This is a genomic window from Saccharopolyspora sp. NFXS83 (assembly GCF_026241095.1).
Taxonomy (GTDB): Bacteria; Actinomycetota; Actinomycetes; order Mycobacteriales; family Pseudonocardiaceae; genus Saccharopolyspora_C.
The window spans coordinates 1-15,636 of sequence record NZ_JAPFGB010000046.1 but is presented as its reverse complement, the minus strand read 5'-3'; the positions used below and the strand labels follow the sequence as shown (position 1 = coordinate 15,636).

17 protein-coding genes are annotated in these 15,636 nt (G+C 72.2%); 7 read left to right on the top strand and 10 right to left on the bottom strand.

From position 1 onward, the window contains the following. Window positions 1-46 precede the first annotated feature (46 nt). Window positions 47-1,417: a dihydrolipoyl dehydrogenase gene (gene lpdA / locus OOZ19_RS29265; protein ID WP_266093405.1), complete on the bottom strand. Its 1,371-nt coding sequence runs from the start codon at window positions 1,415-1,417 to the stop codon at window positions 47-49. A gap of 308 nt (window positions 1,418-1,725) precedes the next feature. On the opposite strand from lpdA, the gene OOZ19_RS29260 reads away from it, so the two are divergent. Beyond that, window positions 1,726-2,067 (top strand): oxidoreductase, encoded by a 342-nt coding sequence (locus tag OOZ19_RS29260; protein ID WP_266093404.1) that lies wholly within the window; start codon window positions 1,726-1,728, stop codon window positions 2,065-2,067. Here OOZ19_RS29260 and OOZ19_RS29255 read toward each other — a convergent pair. After that, window positions 2,064-2,573: an OsmC family protein gene (locus OOZ19_RS29255; protein ID WP_266093403.1), complete on the bottom strand. Its 510-nt coding sequence runs from the start codon at window positions 2,571-2,573 to the stop codon at window positions 2,064-2,066. The genes OOZ19_RS29260 and OOZ19_RS29255 overlap by 4 nt on opposite strands. A 141-nt stretch (window positions 2,574-2,714) precedes the next feature. Beyond that, a complete protein-coding gene (locus OOZ19_RS29250) occupies window positions 2,715-4,202 on the bottom strand; it encodes a leucyl aminopeptidase (RefSeq protein ID WP_266093402.1) in 1,488 nt (495 codons plus the stop codon). A 625-nt stretch (window positions 4,203-4,827) separates the two neighbouring features. Here OOZ19_RS29250 and OOZ19_RS29245 point away from each other — a divergent pair. Continuing rightward, window positions 4,828-6,111 carry an APC family permease gene (locus OOZ19_RS29245; protein WP_266093401.1) on the top strand — a complete coding sequence of 428 codons (1,284 nt, stop codon included), beginning with the start codon at window positions 4,828-4,830 and terminating at the stop codon, window positions 6,109-6,111. Between the two features lie 7 nt (window positions 6,112-6,118). Continuing rightward, the gene (locus tag OOZ19_RS29240) at window positions 6,119-6,787 is read left to right on the top strand and encodes a DUF402 domain-containing protein (RefSeq protein WP_266093400.1); all 669 of its coding nucleotides are present in this window, start codon (window positions 6,119-6,121) and stop codon (window positions 6,785-6,787) included. A 53-nt stretch (window positions 6,788-6,840) separates the two neighbouring features. Here the strand turns inward: OOZ19_RS29240 and OOZ19_RS29235 are convergent, their stop codons facing one another. After that, window positions 6,841-7,134: a hypothetical protein gene (locus OOZ19_RS29235; protein ID WP_184477874.1), complete on the bottom strand. Its 294-nt coding sequence runs from the start codon at window positions 7,132-7,134 to the stop codon at window positions 6,841-6,843. A gap of 157 nt (window positions 7,135-7,291) precedes the next feature. On the opposite strand from OOZ19_RS29235, the gene OOZ19_RS29230 reads away from it, so the two are divergent. The 3 genes from OOZ19_RS29230 to OOZ19_RS29220 all read left to right on the top strand — a co-directional run bounded on the left by OOZ19_RS29230 (window position 7,292) and on the right by OOZ19_RS29220 (window position 9,896). Continuing rightward, window positions 7,292-8,395 carry a branched-chain amino acid aminotransferase gene (locus tag OOZ19_RS29230; protein WP_266093399.1) on the top strand — a complete coding sequence of 368 codons (1,104 nt, stop codon included), beginning with the start codon at window positions 7,292-7,294 and terminating at the stop codon, window positions 8,393-8,395. 126 nt (window positions 8,396-8,521) lie between these two features. Further along, complete coding sequence (locus tag OOZ19_RS29225; protein WP_266093398.1) at window positions 8,522-9,604, top strand: WD40/YVTN/BNR-like repeat-containing protein; 1,083 nt, start codon at window positions 8,522-8,524, stop codon at window positions 9,602-9,604. A 10-nt stretch (window positions 9,605-9,614) separates the two neighbouring features. Continuing rightward, on the top strand, window positions 9,615-9,896 hold the full coding sequence (locus OOZ19_RS29220) for a MoaD/ThiS family protein (protein WP_266093397.1): 282 nt from the start codon (window positions 9,615-9,617) through the stop codon (window positions 9,894-9,896). A 4-nt stretch (window positions 9,897-9,900) separates the two neighbouring features. Here OOZ19_RS29220 and cobS read toward each other — a convergent pair whose 3' ends face one another. The 5 genes from cobS to OOZ19_RS29195 form a co-directional block, all read right to left on the bottom strand. Then, window positions 9,901-10,644: an adenosylcobinamide-GDP ribazoletransferase gene (gene cobS / locus OOZ19_RS29215; protein WP_266093396.1), complete on the bottom strand. Its 744-nt coding sequence runs from the start codon at window positions 10,642-10,644 to the stop codon at window positions 9,901-9,903. A gap of 34 nt (window positions 10,645-10,678) precedes the next feature. Then, window positions 10,679-11,785 carry a nicotinate-nucleotide--dimethylbenzimidazole phosphoribosyltransferase gene (gene cobT / locus OOZ19_RS29210; RefSeq protein ID WP_266093395.1) on the bottom strand — a complete coding sequence of 369 codons (1,107 nt, stop codon included), beginning with the start codon at window positions 11,783-11,785 and terminating at the stop codon, window positions 10,679-10,681. A 38-nt stretch (window positions 11,786-11,823) separates the two neighbouring features. Next, complete coding sequence (gene cobU / locus OOZ19_RS29205; RefSeq protein ID WP_266093394.1) at window positions 11,824-12,384, bottom strand: bifunctional adenosylcobinamide kinase/adenosylcobinamide-phosphate guanylyltransferase; 561 nt, start codon at window positions 12,382-12,384, stop codon at window positions 11,824-11,826. 110 nt (window positions 12,385-12,494) lie between these two features. Continuing rightward, on the bottom strand, window positions 12,495-13,481 hold the full coding sequence (locus OOZ19_RS29200; RefSeq protein WP_266093393.1) for an aldo/keto reductase family protein: 987 nt from the start codon (window positions 13,479-13,481) through the stop codon (window positions 12,495-12,497). 227 nt (window positions 13,482-13,708) lie between these two features. Next, complete coding sequence (locus OOZ19_RS29195; RefSeq protein WP_266093392.1) at window positions 13,709-14,347, bottom strand: DUF3043 domain-containing protein; 639 nt, start codon at window positions 14,345-14,347, stop codon at window positions 13,709-13,711. A gap of 267 nt (window positions 14,348-14,614) precedes the next feature. Between OOZ19_RS29195 and OOZ19_RS29190 the strand changes: the two genes are divergently transcribed. After that, complete coding sequence (locus OOZ19_RS29190; protein WP_266093391.1) at window positions 14,615-14,977, top strand: HesB/IscA family protein; 363 nt, start codon at window positions 14,615-14,617, stop codon at window positions 14,975-14,977. 66 nt (window positions 14,978-15,043) lie between these two features. Here OOZ19_RS29190 and OOZ19_RS29185 read toward each other — a convergent pair whose 3' ends face one another. After that, window positions 15,044-15,256: an RNA-binding S4 domain-containing protein gene (locus OOZ19_RS29185; RefSeq protein ID WP_266093390.1), complete on the bottom strand. Its 213-nt coding sequence runs from the start codon at window positions 15,254-15,256 to the stop codon at window positions 15,044-15,046. Window positions 15,257-15,636: the final 380 nt, after the last annotated feature.

Genomic DNA, 15,636 nt, shown 5'->3' with positions numbered 1-15,636 from the left:
GGTGTGGCGGGGTGCTGTGCTGGTGCGGGTTGCGGACCGGGGCAGGTCAGCCGTGGACGTGCAACGGCTTGCCCGCCAAGGCGAGGTGCGCCTCGCCGAGGGCCTCGGTCTGCGTGGGGTGGGCGTGCACCAGCGGTGCCACGTCCTCCGGCAGCGCCTCCCAGTTGTAGATCAACTGGGCTTCGCCGATGAGCTCGCCGACCCGGTCGCCGACCAGGTGCAGGCCGAGCACCGGCCCGTCGGTGGCGCGGACCAGCTTCACCGCGCCCGCCGTCTTGAGGATCTGGCTCTTGCCGTTTCCGGCGAGGTCGTAGGTGAAGGTCTGCACCGAGCCGTACTGGTCCTTCGCGGCGCTCTCGGTCAGGCCCACCGAGGCGACCTCGGGGTGGCTGTAGGTGACGCGCGGGATGCCGGCCTCATCGATGGCCTGCGGGTTCTGGCCCGCGATCTCCTCGGCGATGAACACGCCCTGCTGGAAACCGCGGTGCGCCAGCTGCAGGCCGGGCACGATGTCGCCGACCGCGTAGACGCCGGGGAGGCTGGTGCGCAGGCGGTCGTCGGTGACGACGAAACCGCGCTCCAGCTTGATGCCCGCTTCCTCGTAGCCGTGGCCCGCGGTGTTCGGTCCGCGGCCGACGGCCACCAGCAGCAGGTCCGCGTCGAGCTGGTCGCCGTTCTCCAGGCTCACCGAGACACCGGAGTCGGTCTGGGTGGCGCCGGTGAACTTCACGCCGGTCTTGAACTTGATGCCGCGCTTGCGGAACGCGCGTTCCAGCTGCTTGGAGGCGAACTCGTCCTCGTTGGGCACCAGGTGCGGGAGGGCCTCGACGATGTTGACCTCGGCGCCGAAGGAGCGCCACACGCTGGCGAACTCCACGCCGATCACGCCGCCGCCGAGCACCACGACCTTCTCCGGCACGTAGTCCAGGTTCAGCGCCTGCTCGCTGGCGATGACCCGGCCGCCGAGCTCCAGGCCCGGCAGCGACTTGGAGTACGAACCGGTGGCCAGCACGATGTTCTTGCCGGTGTAGCGGGTGCCGTCGACCTCGACGGTGTTCGCGTCGACCAGGGTGCCCGCGCCTTCGACCAGCGTCACCTTGTGCGCCTTGGCGAGGCCCTGCAGGCCCTTGTAGAGCTTGCCGACGACACCGTCCTTGTAGGAGTTCACCCCCGCGATGTCGATGCCCTCCAGGGAGGTCTTGACACCGAACTGATCTCCGTCGCGCGCGGAGTCGGCGATCTCCGCGGCGTGCAGCAAAGCCTTGGTGGGAATGCACCCGCGATGCAGGCAAGTCCCCCCGAGCTTGTCCTTTTCAATGAGGACGACGGACAGGCCCAGCTCAGCCGCGCGGAAAGCGCAGGCGTAGCCGCCCGAACCGCCGCCGAGAATGACCAGATCGGCGGACGTGTCGGTCACTTCGCACTCCTCGACAGCCATCGTTGAATCGCTGAGGCGTCGCCGTCCCGGCTGTCGCGCGAGGCACGGAACACCTGGCAGCCATCTTGTCACCACCCGAAGGGACGACGCGACGTGGGCTCGTTCTGATCGCTTGAACGTGCGCGACGCCACTGAATCGTTTTTTCCGATTCTCAGCTTCGTCACAGGCGTCCGGTGGCATCATCGCGAACGGGAGCACTGGTTTTCGAAGGCGTTCCGAGTGCGGTGGTGCCCGAGGTGAATCGAATCCGGGCGGCCGGGCTTCCAGGTTCGGGGAGGCGAATGCTGTGGGTCTGTTCGATCGTTTCCGCCGCAGGCGGGGCACCGGCCGCCCCGCCGATTCGCGTGACTCCGACCACCTGCGGGCCTGGGCGCAGCAGCGCCACGGCGTGGAGGCGTTCGTCGAACCCCGCACCACGGTCACCGAGACCACGGTCCTGCTGGTCGCCCACGACGGCGAGTGGACCCGGCGCCGGGTGAGCGGTCCCGAGGCGGCGTTCCGCTTCGCCCGCAAGCACGGCCTGCCCTGCTACGAGGTCGCGAAGCTCGGCTACCCGCAGCGGATGCGCGACTACCAGGCCCGCCAGCGAGTCTTACGGGACCGCGAGCGGCGCCGCGACCTGCGCTAGTTCGCGACGCGGGTGGACGGTGCCAGGCGCACCGGGAAGTTCACCGACTTCGAGATGTAGCAGAGCTCGTGGGCCCGTTCGTGCAGCGCTTCCGCGACGTCCACGCTGGCCAGGTCCTCGACGGTCACCTCGGGGCTGAGCACGACTTCGCGGAACCGGCCGGAGCCGTCGGCGTTCTCCGCGAGCACCCCCTGCGCCCGGTCGTGGTAGCCGATCACCACCACCCCGTGGTCCGCCGCCAAGTGCAGGAACCACAGCATGTGGCACTGCGACAGCGAGGCGATCAGCAGCTCCTCCGGGTTGTACCGGTCGGAGTCGCCGAGGAACGCGGGATCCGCGGAGGCCTCGATGGGGTTCTTGCCCTCCGAGCGCACCTCGTGGGTCCGCTCGTAGCTGTGGTAGCTGCTGGTGCCCGCGCCGGTGTTGCCGGTCCACACCACTTCGACCGCGAAACCGTGGCTCGCCGGCGCGGGTGGGGTCGGCTGCCGCCCGATGGAGTCGCTCACCACCCCATCCTGGCATCGCGGGTGTGGCCAGTGGTGATCCCTTTGAGACGCGCCTCACAGCGCGGATCCGGCGGAGTCACGACGCGCGGGAGGCCCGCCGAGCGCACTCGACGGGCCTCCGGGCAGAGCACGGGCTCGGCGTCAGCCGTTCTCGGCGATGTCGGCGAGCACGGCCGCGATGGTCCGCACCGGGACGCCGGTGCCGCCCTTCGAGGTGTAGCCCCACGGCGAGTTCGTGTTGTACGCCGGACCGGCGACGTCGATGTGCGCCCACGGCAGGCCCTCGGCGACGAACTCCTTCAGGAACAGCCCCGCCGAGAGCATGCCGCCCCAGCGGTGCCCGGCGACGTTGGCCAGGTCGGCGAGCTTCGAGTCCAGGTCGCCGCGCAGCTCCTCGGGCAGCGGCATCGGCCAGGCGCCCTCACCGGTGGCCTGCGAGAGCTTCGCGACCCGGTCGCGGAAGTCCTCGTCGCCCATCACCGCGGGCGTGCGCTTGCCCAGCGCCACGACCTGCGCGCCGGTGAGCGTGGAGGTCTCGATCAGGTAGTCCGGCTCGTCCTCGGCCGCCCGCACGATGGCGTCGGCGAGGATCAAGCGGCCTTCGGCGTCGGTGTTGAGGATCTCGACGGTCTTGCCGCCGTACATGCTCAGCACGTCGCCCGGCCGGTAGGCGGTGCCGGAGGGCATGTTCTCCACCATCGGCACCGTGGCGGTCACGTCCAGCGGGTAGTTCAGCTTCGAGACCAGCACCATCGTCGCGATCACCGCGGCGGCGCCGGACATGTCCGAGGTCATCTCGTCCATCGAGGCCGCGGGCTTGAGCGAGATGCCACCGGTGTCGAAGGTGACGCCCTTGCCGACCAGCGCGACCTTCTTCGCGGCCTTCGGGCCCTTGTGCCGCAGCCGGACCAGGCGCGGCGGGCGGCTCGAACCGGCGCCGACGCCGAGGATTCCGCCGAAGCCGCCCTTGCGCAGCGCCGCCTCGTCGAGCACCTCGACCTCCAGCCCGGCGGAGCGGGCGAGCTCGCTCGCGCGCTCGGCGAACGAGGCGGGGAACAGGTCGTTCGGCGGGGTGTTGATCAGGTCGCGGGCGATGGTGACGGACTCGCCGATCGCGGTGCCGCCCTTGAGCGCGTGCTTGGCCGCGTCGTCCTTCGCGTCCGGCACGATCAGGTCGACCTGGCCGACCGGGTCGTCGCCGGGCTCGGACTTGTACTTGCGGAACGAGTAGGCGCCCAGCACGGTGCCCTGCACGGTCGCGGCGAGGTCCAGCGCGCCCAGCGTGGTCGCGGCGTGGCCGACGCCGCTGAGAGCGCGAGCCGCGGAGCCCGCGGCGCGGCGCACCTGCTCGCCGGTGGGGGCATCGCCGGCGATCTTGCCGAGGCCGACGGCCAGCAGCACGTCCGCGCGCAGCCCGCTCGCGGGCAGCTTCACGACCTCTTCGGCCTTGCCGGTGGCGCCGAGCGTCGCGAGCACCTTCGCCAGATCACCGTCGAAGGCCGCGGCCACCTCCTCGCCGCCGGGCGCGATCTCCGGACCGTCGGCACCGGAGACGGTACCGATGACCAGGACGTCCGCGGTCAGCTTCGCGGCCTTGGTGTCGGTGAGGGCGAGTTTCGGCGTGCTCACGTGTGTTCCTCCGGGCGATTCGCCGTCGATGGTGGTCGTCGAACGCGGGGACCGGGTCCCCGGCGGGCTTGACCTGGTCGGAAGGTCTTCCCGCGCCCGCCACTCTAGAAGCAACGGGCCGAGGTGGATCTGACAGGCGGTCCGGGGCTCGCGCACCGGCCGCGCCGTTCCGCACCGAGCTTAGCCCCGCGTTGATCAGTGCTCGGTGCGCTCGGCCTCCGACTTCCCCCGATGTGCTCAAGCCGAGGCGGCGTCGCGCTCGTCCGCGCGGTCCGGCGGGAGCCGTGACCAGCTGTGGTCGGCTCGCTCGGAAGAACGTCACTCGGACTCGGAGGTGTTCTCGCGGCGAAGTCGATGACCAGCCCGAACGCGCGCCCGTCCGCGCACGCATCGGCACGCTCCGGAACCGGGCCACCACATGGCGTGGCACGATCGGCGAAGGCCGGAGGGGCCGCGGAGGCGCTGAGCCGCCACGCCCGCCGGACCCGATGCGTAGGCTGTGCCCCCGCAGGCCGGGGTGCGCCGAGGCCGCGGCACCGGGATCGGAGCCGCCGGACGGGTGCGCCCGGCCGATGTCGACCGGCGGACGGTGCCGGCGGAAACGGCGTTCTGCGAGGGTGGTCGGGTGGCGCAACAGGTCGCGGAGCAAGCGGCGAGCTCACCGGCGGAGTCCGCCCGCAGGGGGCGGGCCCGGCGCTCGATCGGTTCGGCGCTGCCGCTCGCGCTGGGCGGCATGCTCGGCGCGGGCCTGTTCGTCGGCATCGCGCCCGCCGCGCTCGCCGCCGGGCCGCTGCTGCTGCTCGCGGTGCCGCTGGTCCTGGTCGCGGTGGCCTGCAGCGCGCTGGCCTCGGCGCACCAGTCCGCGAGCTACCGGGGTCCCGGCGCCGGATACGCGTGCATCCGCGCGCGGCTGGGCGTGCTGCCCGCGCGGTTCGGAGCCGCCACCGCGCTGGCGGGGAAGGTCGCGGCGCTGGCCGCGATCGCCAGGGTGATCGCCGAGCACGCGATGCCCGCCGCGCCGCCGGTCGTCTCCTCGGCGATCGTGCTGCTGGTGGTGCTGGCCGCGACCGCGGGCCTGCGGATCCGCGGCGCCGCCGCCTGGCTCTGGCTGCTGCTCACGCTGGCGGTGGTGGGGCTGGTGATCGCGGTGTGCTTCGCGATCGAGCCGCCCGAATCCCCGGCGATGCCCGCCGTGCAGGAGGACGGCGCCATCGGGATCACCGGTGCGGCGGGCGTGCTGTTCTTCGGCTTCCTCGGCTTCGAACGGCTCACCGCCCCGGCCGAGGAACGGGACCGGCACCGGGGCGTGATCGTGAAGTGGGGCGTCGTCGCCTCCCTGGTCGTCACCGGGGTCGTGGTGTCGCTGCTGGCCTGGGCGTTGCTGCACCAGCTCGGCCCGGCGCGGCTGGCGCTGTCCGGGCAACCGCTGCTCGACGCGCTCGACGCCGCTGCCGGCGGGCGGCTGCGGCCGATGGTCGGCACCGCCGTGGGACTCGCGCTGTTCCCCGTGCTGCTGGGCGTCCTGGAGTCGTTGCGCTCCACCGCGCTGGCCGTGCAGCGCGATCAGGACCTGCCCGCCGCGCTGGCCCGCGAGAGCCGCGCCGGGACGCCGTACCTGCTGGACCTGTGCGCGGGTGTCGCCGCGGCAGTGGTGGCCCTGCTGGTGCAGCCGGTGCCCGCGATGGCGTTCGCCTCGTGCTGCCTGCTCGTGCACCACGCGCTGGCCAACGCCGCCGCGCGGGTGCTGCTCGCCGACGACCAGGTGTGGCGGATGCGGTCCGCCTGCCTGGGCATGGGATTGGCGGTGATCCTGGCCATGAGCATGCCCGTTCATGCGATGCTCGGAACGCTCGTGGTGGTCATCGCCGGTCCGTTGCTCGCGGGCCTGGTCTCTCGGCGCTGGAGTTGAGGTCGGCATGCTCGAAAGCGGTCCGGAACGTGGTGCACGGCTCGACGCCGCCCCGGGGAAGTGGGCGCCGGGCTCGGACATCCTCTACCGGTTCTGGCGGCTCGACGGATCGTTGGGCACGGTGCACCCGGCGCGCGTGGTCAGCGACGCCCCGGACCGGGTGCTGTGCTGGGTGCTGCCGGGCACGCCGATCCGCATCACCACGTCGCCGGACGGCCGCAAGCCCCGCGAACTCCCGCTGCACGAGCGGTTCTCCGGCGTCCGGGTGCCCGCGCTGTCGGTCTGGCACACCACCGCCACGCTGCGGCTCGTGTTCGCCGAGCAGTGGTCTTCGGTGTGGTGGTTCTTCGAGGCCGACGGCACCTTCCGCAACTGGTACGTGAACCTCGAGGTGCCGCTCGGCCGCGACGAGACCGGTGTGAACCGCGTCGACGGCGTGCTGGACCTGGAGGTCTTCCCCGACGGCAAGTGGGGTTGGAAGGACGAGGACGAGCTGAGCTCGGCGCTCACCGCCGGCCGCATCGACCAGGCGCGGCTGAGCCGGTTGCGCGCGGAGGGCGAACGGATGGCGGACCTCGCCGAACGCGGCAGGTTCCCGTTCGACGGCAGCTACTGCGACGCCCGCCCGGACCCCGCATGGCCGCTGCCCTCGTTGCCCGAGGGCCTGGTGTCCTGACCGCGTTCGCCGAGGACCGCCGAGCCACGGCTCGCGGTGCGCTCGGCCCCGGGTCAGAGGGCCAGGAAGAAGAACAGGCCGAACACCGCCGCGAGGGCGGCGATGCCGCCCACCTGGCCGCCGCGCAGGTCCTTCGGGAACAGCGTCTTGTGCTTGCCGTACCACCAGAAACCCCACCAGGCGACGCCGGCGGCACCGAGAATCCCGCCGAACACGCCCAGCCAGGCGTAGCCCCACATGACCAGCAGTCCGCCGCCCAGCGGCATCAGCAGGCCCAATGCGGCGGCCAGCGTGTCCTGCTGCACCGTCGTCGGCCCGCTCACGGGCAGGTTCTCCGGGTGAGTCATGCGTCCATCATAGAGCGACGCCGCGATCATCAGGTACGGCTTCGCCCGCTTCGTAGCGGGACCGGTACGAACGCCGTCGCTGAGCCCGGGAAACTAGGAGGACCGACCACTGGTGTACCGGTTTCCACTGTTCTGAGGCGCGCGATACGGTACCCGCATGACAGAAGGACTCTCGTTCTCCCGGTTTCCCAGTTCGCATCTCGCCACCGAGGCGCACCGCGCGGACGTATTGGCGAATCCCGGTTTCGGGAAGTTCTTCACCGATCACATGGCGACCGTGCGGTTCTCCGCGGAGCGCGGTTGGCACGACGCGAGGATCGAGGCGTACCACTCGCTCGAACTCGACCCCGCCACGACGGTGCTGCACTACGCGCAGGCGATCTTCGAAGGGCTGAAGGCCTACCAGCAGCCCGACGGCACCATCGCGGCGTTCCGCCCGGAGCAGAACGCGCAGCGGTTCCAGCGCTCGGCGCGGCGCATCGCGATGCCCGAACTGCCCGAGCAGGTGTTCCTCGACTCGCTGCGCGACCTGACCGACGTCGACCGCGCGTGGGTGCCGGAGGTGGGGGAGAGCTCGCTGTACCTGCGGCCGTTCATGATCTCCACCGAGGTCAGCCTCGGCGTGAACCGCCCGGCGAACGAGTACCTGTACTCGGTGATCGCCTCGCCCGCGGGCTCGTACTTCTCCGGCGGGATCAAGCCGGTCACGGTGTGGCTCGGACACGAGTACGTGCGGGCCGCTCCCGGCGGCACCGGTGCGGCCAAGTTCGCGGGCAACTACGCGGCCTCGTTCGTCGCGCAGGCCCAGGCCGTGGAGAACGGCTGCGACCAGGTGGTGTGGCTGGACGCGGTGGAGCGCCGGGCGGTCGAGGAGATGGGCGGGATGAACCTGTTCTTCGTCTTCGGCTCCGGTTCCGACGCGCGCCTGGTCACCCCCGAGCTGTCCGGCAGCCTGCTGCCCGGCGTCACCCGTTCCTCGGTGCTCCAGCTGGGCGAGGACTTGGGATTGCCCGTGGAGGAGCGGCGGATCACCACCGACGAGTGGGAGAAGCGCGCCCGCTCCGGTGAGCTCACCGAGGTGTTCGCCTGCGGCACCGCTGCCGTGATCACCCCCGTCGGGCACGTGAAGCACCAGGACGGCGAGTTCGGCATGGCCGACGGCCGAGCCGGCGAGGTGACGATGCGGCTGCGCGAGCGGCTCACCGCCATCCAGCAGGGCACCGCGGCCGACGAGCACGGCTGGATGGTCCCGCTGGCCTGACGACCCGTTTCCGGCGACACCCTCTCCGCAGGTCGGGGAGGGTGTCGTTGCTTTCGGCCCGAGTGGTCGTCGGTGCCCCGGAGTAGCTTCCTGGTGACGCGCATCACCACTCGGGGAGAGACGGGCATGTCGAACCACGTTCTGCTCTTGATCGGCACCCGCAAGGGGCTGTGGCTGGCGCACCGCCGCGGCTGCGCGGATTGGGAGGTCACCGGGCCGCACCTGCCCATGGCCGAGATCTACGCCGTCGCCGTGGACACCCGGAGTTCGCCGCGGCTGCTCGTCGGCGCCTCCAGCACGCACTTCGGGCCCAGCGTCGTGACCAGCGACGACCTCGGCGCCACCTGGCAGGAGCCGGAGGCGGCTCCGATCGCGTTCCCCGCCGACACCGGGGGCGCACTGGAACGCGTGTGGCAGCTCGCGCCGGGACCGGTGGACCAGCCCGACGTGGTCTACGCGGGGACCGAGCCGTCGGCGCTGTTCCGCTCCGAGGACCGCGGCCGGACGTTCGAGCTGGTGCGCGGCCTGTGGGACCACCCGCACCGCGAGCACTGGACACCGGGCTTCGGGGGGATGGCGGTGCACACCGTGCTGCCGCACCCGCACGACCGCGAGCGCGCGGTGGTGGCGATGTCCGCGGGCGGCGTCTACCGGACGGCCGACGGCGGCCTCAGCTGGCAGGCGAGCAACACCGGCATCAAGGCCTACTTCTACCCGGACCCGTACCCGGAGTTCGGCCAGTGCGTGCACAAGGTCGCCCGGCACCCGGCGAAGCCGGAGCGGTTCTTCCTGCAGAACCACCACGGCGTCTACCGCAGCGACGACGACGCGGCGACTTGGCAGTCCATCGCCGACGGCCTGCCCAGCGACTTCGGCTTCCCGATCGTCACGCACCCGCACCGCCCCGACGTCGTGTACGGGTTCCCGCTGACCGCCGACGCGACGCGCTACCCGCCGGACGGGCGGTGCCGCGTCTACCGCAGCGAGGACGCGGGGGAGTCGTGGACGGCGCTGTCGCGGGGGCTGCCGGACCGGTTCTGGTCGGCGGTGATGCGCGACGCGCTGTGCGTGGACGACGCGGACCCGGCCGGGGTGTACTTCGGCTCCCGCAGCGGCGAGGTGTACGCGGGCAGCGGTGACGGCGACGACTGGCGGCAGGTCGCGAGCCACTTGCCCGACGTGCTGTCGCTGCGCGCGGCGGTCGTGTGAGGTGATGGCGATGCGGGTGACGGTGCTGCTGCCGCGACTGCTGCGCGAGCACGCGGACGGCGCGCAGCGGATGGAGATCGAGGTGCAGGACGCCACGCTCGGGGGCGTGCTCGACGTGGTGGGCCTGCGGCATCCTGCTCTGGAACGGCGGCTGCGGGACGAGAGCCGCGCCTTGCGGCGCTACGTCAACTTCTACCTCGACGACGCGGAGTGCCGGTCGCTCGACGGTGCCGGGTCGCGGGTGCGGGAGGGCACGGAGATCAGGATCATCCCGTCGATCGCCGGGGGATGAGCGCTCAGCTCAGCACCGACACGGCCAGCACGAGGGTGGTGGTGAGTTCGGTGGCGGCGCCGAGGACGTCGCCGGTGACGCCGCCGAACCGCCGCCGCACGTGCGCGGTGAACACCAGCAGGAAACCGCCCGCCAGCAGCACCGAGAACGGTCCGAGCCACCACGCTCCGGGCAGCGCGAACGCGCCACCGATCAGCAGCACGCCCCACCACGCGGCCACCACCCACCACGGCTGGGTGCCCGCGACCAGCGAGCCCATGCCCTCCGGGCGGGCCGCGGGAAGCCCGCGGCGGCAGCAGAACACGAACGCGGCCCGGCCCACCGCGCAGGCGGTGACCACGGCGACCCACTGCCCGGACGCCGCGAGTTCCGCGAGCGCGCTCGCCTGGACCCCGACGACGACGATCAGCGCGACGACCGCGAACGGCCCCGCGCCGCCGTCGCGCATCACCGACAGCGCCCGCTCCGGCGGCCCGTAGCAGCCGAGGCCGTCGACGGTGTCGGCGAGCCCGTCCACGTGCATGCCCCGGGTGACCAGCGCCCACGCCGCCACGGTCAGCAGCCCGGCCAGCAGGCCGGGGGCGCCCAGCGCGCTCAGCGCCCACAGCAGGGCCGCGCCGAACGCGCCGAGCAGCGCGCCCACCAGCGGTGCCAGCGCGATCGCCTGGCGGCAGGCGCGGGCGTCGACCTCGCGGGAGGGAAGCGGCAGCACCGTCAGCCAGGACAGCGCCAGCAGCAGACCGTTCACCGCGGGCCCGCCGAGCCGTCGAGCACGTGCACCGTCACAGTTCTTGCTCGCCGGCGTCCGGGCCGGTGGCCTCGGCGGAGGTCGGGCCGCCGACCCCGGCCTCGCCGAACGTGGCCATCTCGGCGAGCACGTGCACCGCGGCCGACAGCACCGGCAGCGCGGTCAAGGCCCCGGAACCTTCGCCGAGCCGCAGCTCCAGGTCGAGGATCGGGCTCAGGTCGAGGTGTTCGAGCACCAGCGCGCCGCCCGGTTCGGCCGAGCGGTGACCGGCCAGCCACCACTGCCGCGCGCCGGGGGTGAGCTCCTCGGCGACCATCGCCGCCGCGCCGACGACCACGCCGTCCAGCAGCACCGGGGTGCGCCGCACCGCGGCCTGCGCGAGGAACCCGGCCAGCGCGGCGATGTCCGCGCCACCGGACGTGCGCAGCAGCGCCACCGGGTCGTTCAAGACCGGCCGGGCCCGGCGCAGCGCGTCGCGGATCGCGGCGGTCTTGCGCATCCACGCGTTGTCGTCGATGCCGGTGCCGCGCCCCACGACGGCGACCGGTTCGATGCCGGTGAGCGCGGCGATGAGCACCGCGGCGGGCGTGGTGTTGCCGATGCCCATGTCCCCGGCGATGAGCAGGTCCGCGCCGGAGTCGATCTCCTCGTCGGCGGTGTCGCGGCCCGCTTCGATCGCGGCCCGCACCTGGTCCTCGGTGAGCGCGTCCTCGCGGTCGATCGCACCGGAGCCGCGGCGGACCTTGCGGGCGGCGACGACCTGCGGCGTCTCCGCGTTCACCGCCACGTCCAGCACCCGCACCGTGGCCCCGTTCGCGCGGGCCAGCGCGTTCACCGCGGCCCCGCCGTCGAGGAAGTTGCGCACCATCTGGCCGGTGACCTCGCTGGGGTAGGCCGACACGCCGTGCTCGGCGACCCCGTGGTCCCCGGCGAAGATCACCACGCGGGGCCGGGTGAACGCGCGCGGCGGGCAGGTGCCCTGGCGGCTCGCGACCCACACGCCGAGCTCCTCCAACCGGCCCAGCGACCCGGCCGGTTTGGTGAGCTGCTCCTGCCGGGCCACCGCCTGCCGCCGCGCCTGGTCGTCCGGGGACTGCACGGCGCCGAACCGGATCGGGGTGTTCTCGGGTGCGGTGGACAAGGGTTACCTCCGTGGTCGGTGCGGGCGCGGGCAGGGGTTCAGCGCAACCGCAGCGGGACACCGGCGACGAGCAGCAGCACCTCGTCGCAGCGTTCGGCGAGCAGCGCGTTGAGCTCGCCGAGCCGGTCGCGGAAAAGTCTTCCAGACCTGGTCGCGGGCACGATGCCGAGTCCGACCTCGGCCGAGACCAGCACCAGGCGGGCCGCGCAGGCGGCGGTGGCGTCGGCGAGCGCCGTGCAGTGCGCGTCGACCTCCCGCAGCGCCGCCGGGTCGCGTTCCCAGGCGCCCGCGTCGTCGAGCGCGCCGGTGAGCCAGGTCGCCAGGTCGTCGACCAGCAGCGTCGGCCCACCCGCGGACGCCCCGCGCAGCGTGGTGATCAAGGATTCGGGTGCGCTCGCCTCCACGGTGGTCCAGCTCGCGGGCCTGCGGGCGACGTGCGCGGCGATGCGCTCGGTCCACTCGGCGTCGGCCGGGTCGTGGCGGGAGGTCGCGACGTAGCTGACGGACTCGTCCGCGCCGACGAGACCTTCGGCGTGCGCGGACTTCCCGGACCGGGCACCACCGAGCACCAGCGTGCGTGCGGGGGCGGACGCGGACACCGGGGACCTCCTGCGTTCGGGTGAGCGGCTGGTCGAACCGTACCCGTCCCGGATCACCCGCGGAGTTCCTCGGCGGGTGATCCGCGGGACAGCTCACGAGGCCGGTGGGGTCAGTGCGACCGGGTCCGGCGCGGATCACCGGTGACGAGTTCGCCGAGCACGTCGTCGATCCGGTCCAGCACGTCCTCGCCGAGCTCCACGCCGGAGGCGGCGGCGTTGTCGGCGACCTGCTCCGGCCGGGACGCGCCGATGATCGCCGCCGAGACGTTCGGGTTCTGCAGCACCCACGCCACGGCGAGCTGCGCGGTGGACAGCCCCAGGTCGCTCGCGATCGGCTTGAGCCGCTGCACCGCGCCCAGCACGTCGTCGCGCATCCACCGGGAGATCATCGAGGAACCGCCGCCCTCGTCGGTCGCCCGCGAACCGGCGGGCGGCTGCTCGCCCGGCAGGTACTTGCCGGTGAGCACTCCCTGGGCGATCGGGGAGAACACGATCTGGCCGATGCCCTCGCGCTCGCTGGCGGGCACCACTTGGGACTCGATGACGCGCCACAGCATCGAGTACTCCGGCTGGTTCGAGATCAGCGGCACCGACAGCTCCCTGGCCAGTTCGGCGCCGCGGGTGAGCTGCTCGGCCGTCCACTCGGAGACGCCGATGTAGAGCGCCTTGCCCTGCCGGACCAGGTCCGCGAACGCGCTCATCGTCTCCTCCATCGGCACCGTGGGGTCGAACCGGTGCGCCTGGTAGAGGTCGACGTAGTCGGTCTGCAGCCGGGTCAGCGAGGCGTTGCAGGATTCGATGATGTGCTTGCGCCCCAGGCCGCGATCGTTCGGCCCGTCGCCGGTGGGGAAGTAGACCTTGGTGAAGATCTCCAGGCCTTCCCGGCGCTGACCGGAAAGCGCCCGCCCGAGCACCGACTCGGCCTTCGTCTGCGCGTACACGTCGGCGGTGTCGAAGGTGGTGATGCCCACGTCGAGGGCGGCGCGCACGCAGGCGCGCGCGGCGTCCTCCTCGACCTGGGAACCGTGAGTCAGCCAGTTGCCGTAGGCGATCTCACTGATGGACAGACCACTGTTGCCAAGACGCCGGAACTCCATGTCCCCGAGCCTAAGGGTGATCTGGCTTGTGGGGCGGGTGGCGGGTTCTCAGCTGTCTTCTCGCTGCGGGATCGATTCCCCGAGTGGCTCCGCCACGAGGGCTGTCCTCGCGAGAAGACGGCTGAGAACCCGCCGCGGTGCCGGTTGCGGGGGTGGTCACTGCCCATCGGCTTCGCCGCTGGCAGGACGAGGATCAAAAGATCATTCCGAACGGCTCTCGCCGAAGGTCAGCCGATCTTGTGGAAGTCCTTCGGGGTGAGGCGGGGGCGCGGGACGCGGAGGCGGCGCAGCTGCATCGCGCGGGTGAAGGCGTACCAGCCCAGCGACAGCGGCCGGTCGGTCGCGTCCGGGAACTTCGCGCGCACCCGCTTGTTCACCGCGCGAGCCAGCAGGGTGCCCTCGAACAGCATCGTCAGCAGCAGCACCAGGCAGGCCAAGGTGGCGTACTGCTGCACGAGGATGTTCTGCACCAGCGTGGTGACGAACACGATCAGCACCAGCGGCATGAACATGCCCATCATGTGCCTGCGGGTGTCCACGATGTCGCGCACGTAAGCGCGCACCGGGCCGCGGTCGCGGGGCATGAGGTAGCGGTCGTCGCCGGCCATCATCCGCTCACGGCGTTCGCGGGAGGCCTTGCGGCGCTCCTCCTTGTTGCCGCGGGCGCGCTTCATCGCCTCGCGCTGCGTCTTCGGCGGCGGCGCCACCGGGCCGCGGCGGCGGCTCTCGGCCTCGCGGCGCTTCGGCGTGGCCCGCCCCTTGCCGGGAGTGCGATCGCGGGCGGAGTCCGAGCCGACGTCGGTGCCCTCGGCGGGAGAGTCGTCGGTCGCGGTCTGCTCAGCGCTGCTACGGCGAAGGAACCTCACACCTCCAGGGTATTCGACGCCACTCGAGTGGGCGCACGTGACCGTGCGTTCGGCCGGAGGCCGCCCGCCCGGCGGGTGCGCTCGTCCACATGCGGGGACGTTCACGCGGGAATCGGCGCGGTCTGTGCCACCATGGGGGCAGGTAGACCAACACGACTCGCCTCCCGAGTCACCGTTCCCCGACCCGCGTCGGCAGGAATATCTCGGGTCGGCGCCGACGTTGGACGTCACGCCGGAAGCGGACGAGCGAGACCTCTAGGGAGAGTCATGACCGCCCAGACCACGATCGAGAGCGAGGCGCCCTCGCACGGTGTCACCTTGACCGACTCCGCGGCGCAGAAGGCCAAGGCGCTGCTGGAGCAGGAGGGCCGCGATGACATGCACCTGCGCATCGCCGTCCAGCCCGGTGGCTGCGCGGGCCTGCGCTACCAGCTGTTCTTCGACGAGCGTTCGCTCGACGGCGACGCCCGGCGTGGCTTCGAGGGCCTCGACGTGGTCGTCGACCGGATGAGCGCCCCGTACGTGGAGGGCGCGGTCATCGACTTCGTCGACACCATCGAGAAGCAGGGCTTCACGATCGACAACCCGAACGCGGGCGGCTCCTGCGCCTGCGGCGACTCCTTCCACTGACCCGCTCCAGCGCTCACGACGGCCCGGCTCCCGGACAGGGACCGGGCCGTTCGCGTGCGCGGGTGATCAGCGGGCCACGACCCGCACGACCTCGTCGCCGAGGGCGATCCGGTCGCCCGGCGTGAGCTGACGTCCCCGCCGGGTCTCGACCTCGTCGTTGACCAGCACTTCGCCTTCTTCGAGCAGGGCCTTCGCGTCCGCGCCGTGCTCGGCGAGCCCCGCCAGCTTCAGCAGCTGGCCCAGCCGGATCGTGCCTTCCCGGATCTCCACATCATGCATGCCCCGCATTCTCCGCCGAGCGTGCGCGCGCACCGGTGGACGGGCGGCGATAACCGGCGGGGACGGGGCGCGCGAGTAGCGCGGCTCATGTCGCGGGCCGGGGCGCCCCCGCTGCCGCCCGGTCGCGCGCGCCGACTCCTCCACCAGGCTCGGAGCGGGGTGGTTGCAAGAATTTGCGAACATAAGAGCAGCTCAGCGCTGGTTCCAATGGCGCATTGACTGAACAGGGCGAAAGAGAATGTGATCAGCGGACAGTTCCTCAATCGAGAAAGTAGTCCGATGCGATTACCCGCTCTAGCCCTGGCGGTCGCGTTCGCCGGTGTGGCCGCCGTGCCCGCCGCCGGAGCCGTGACCGCTGCGGCCCCCGCCCCCGCGCCCCC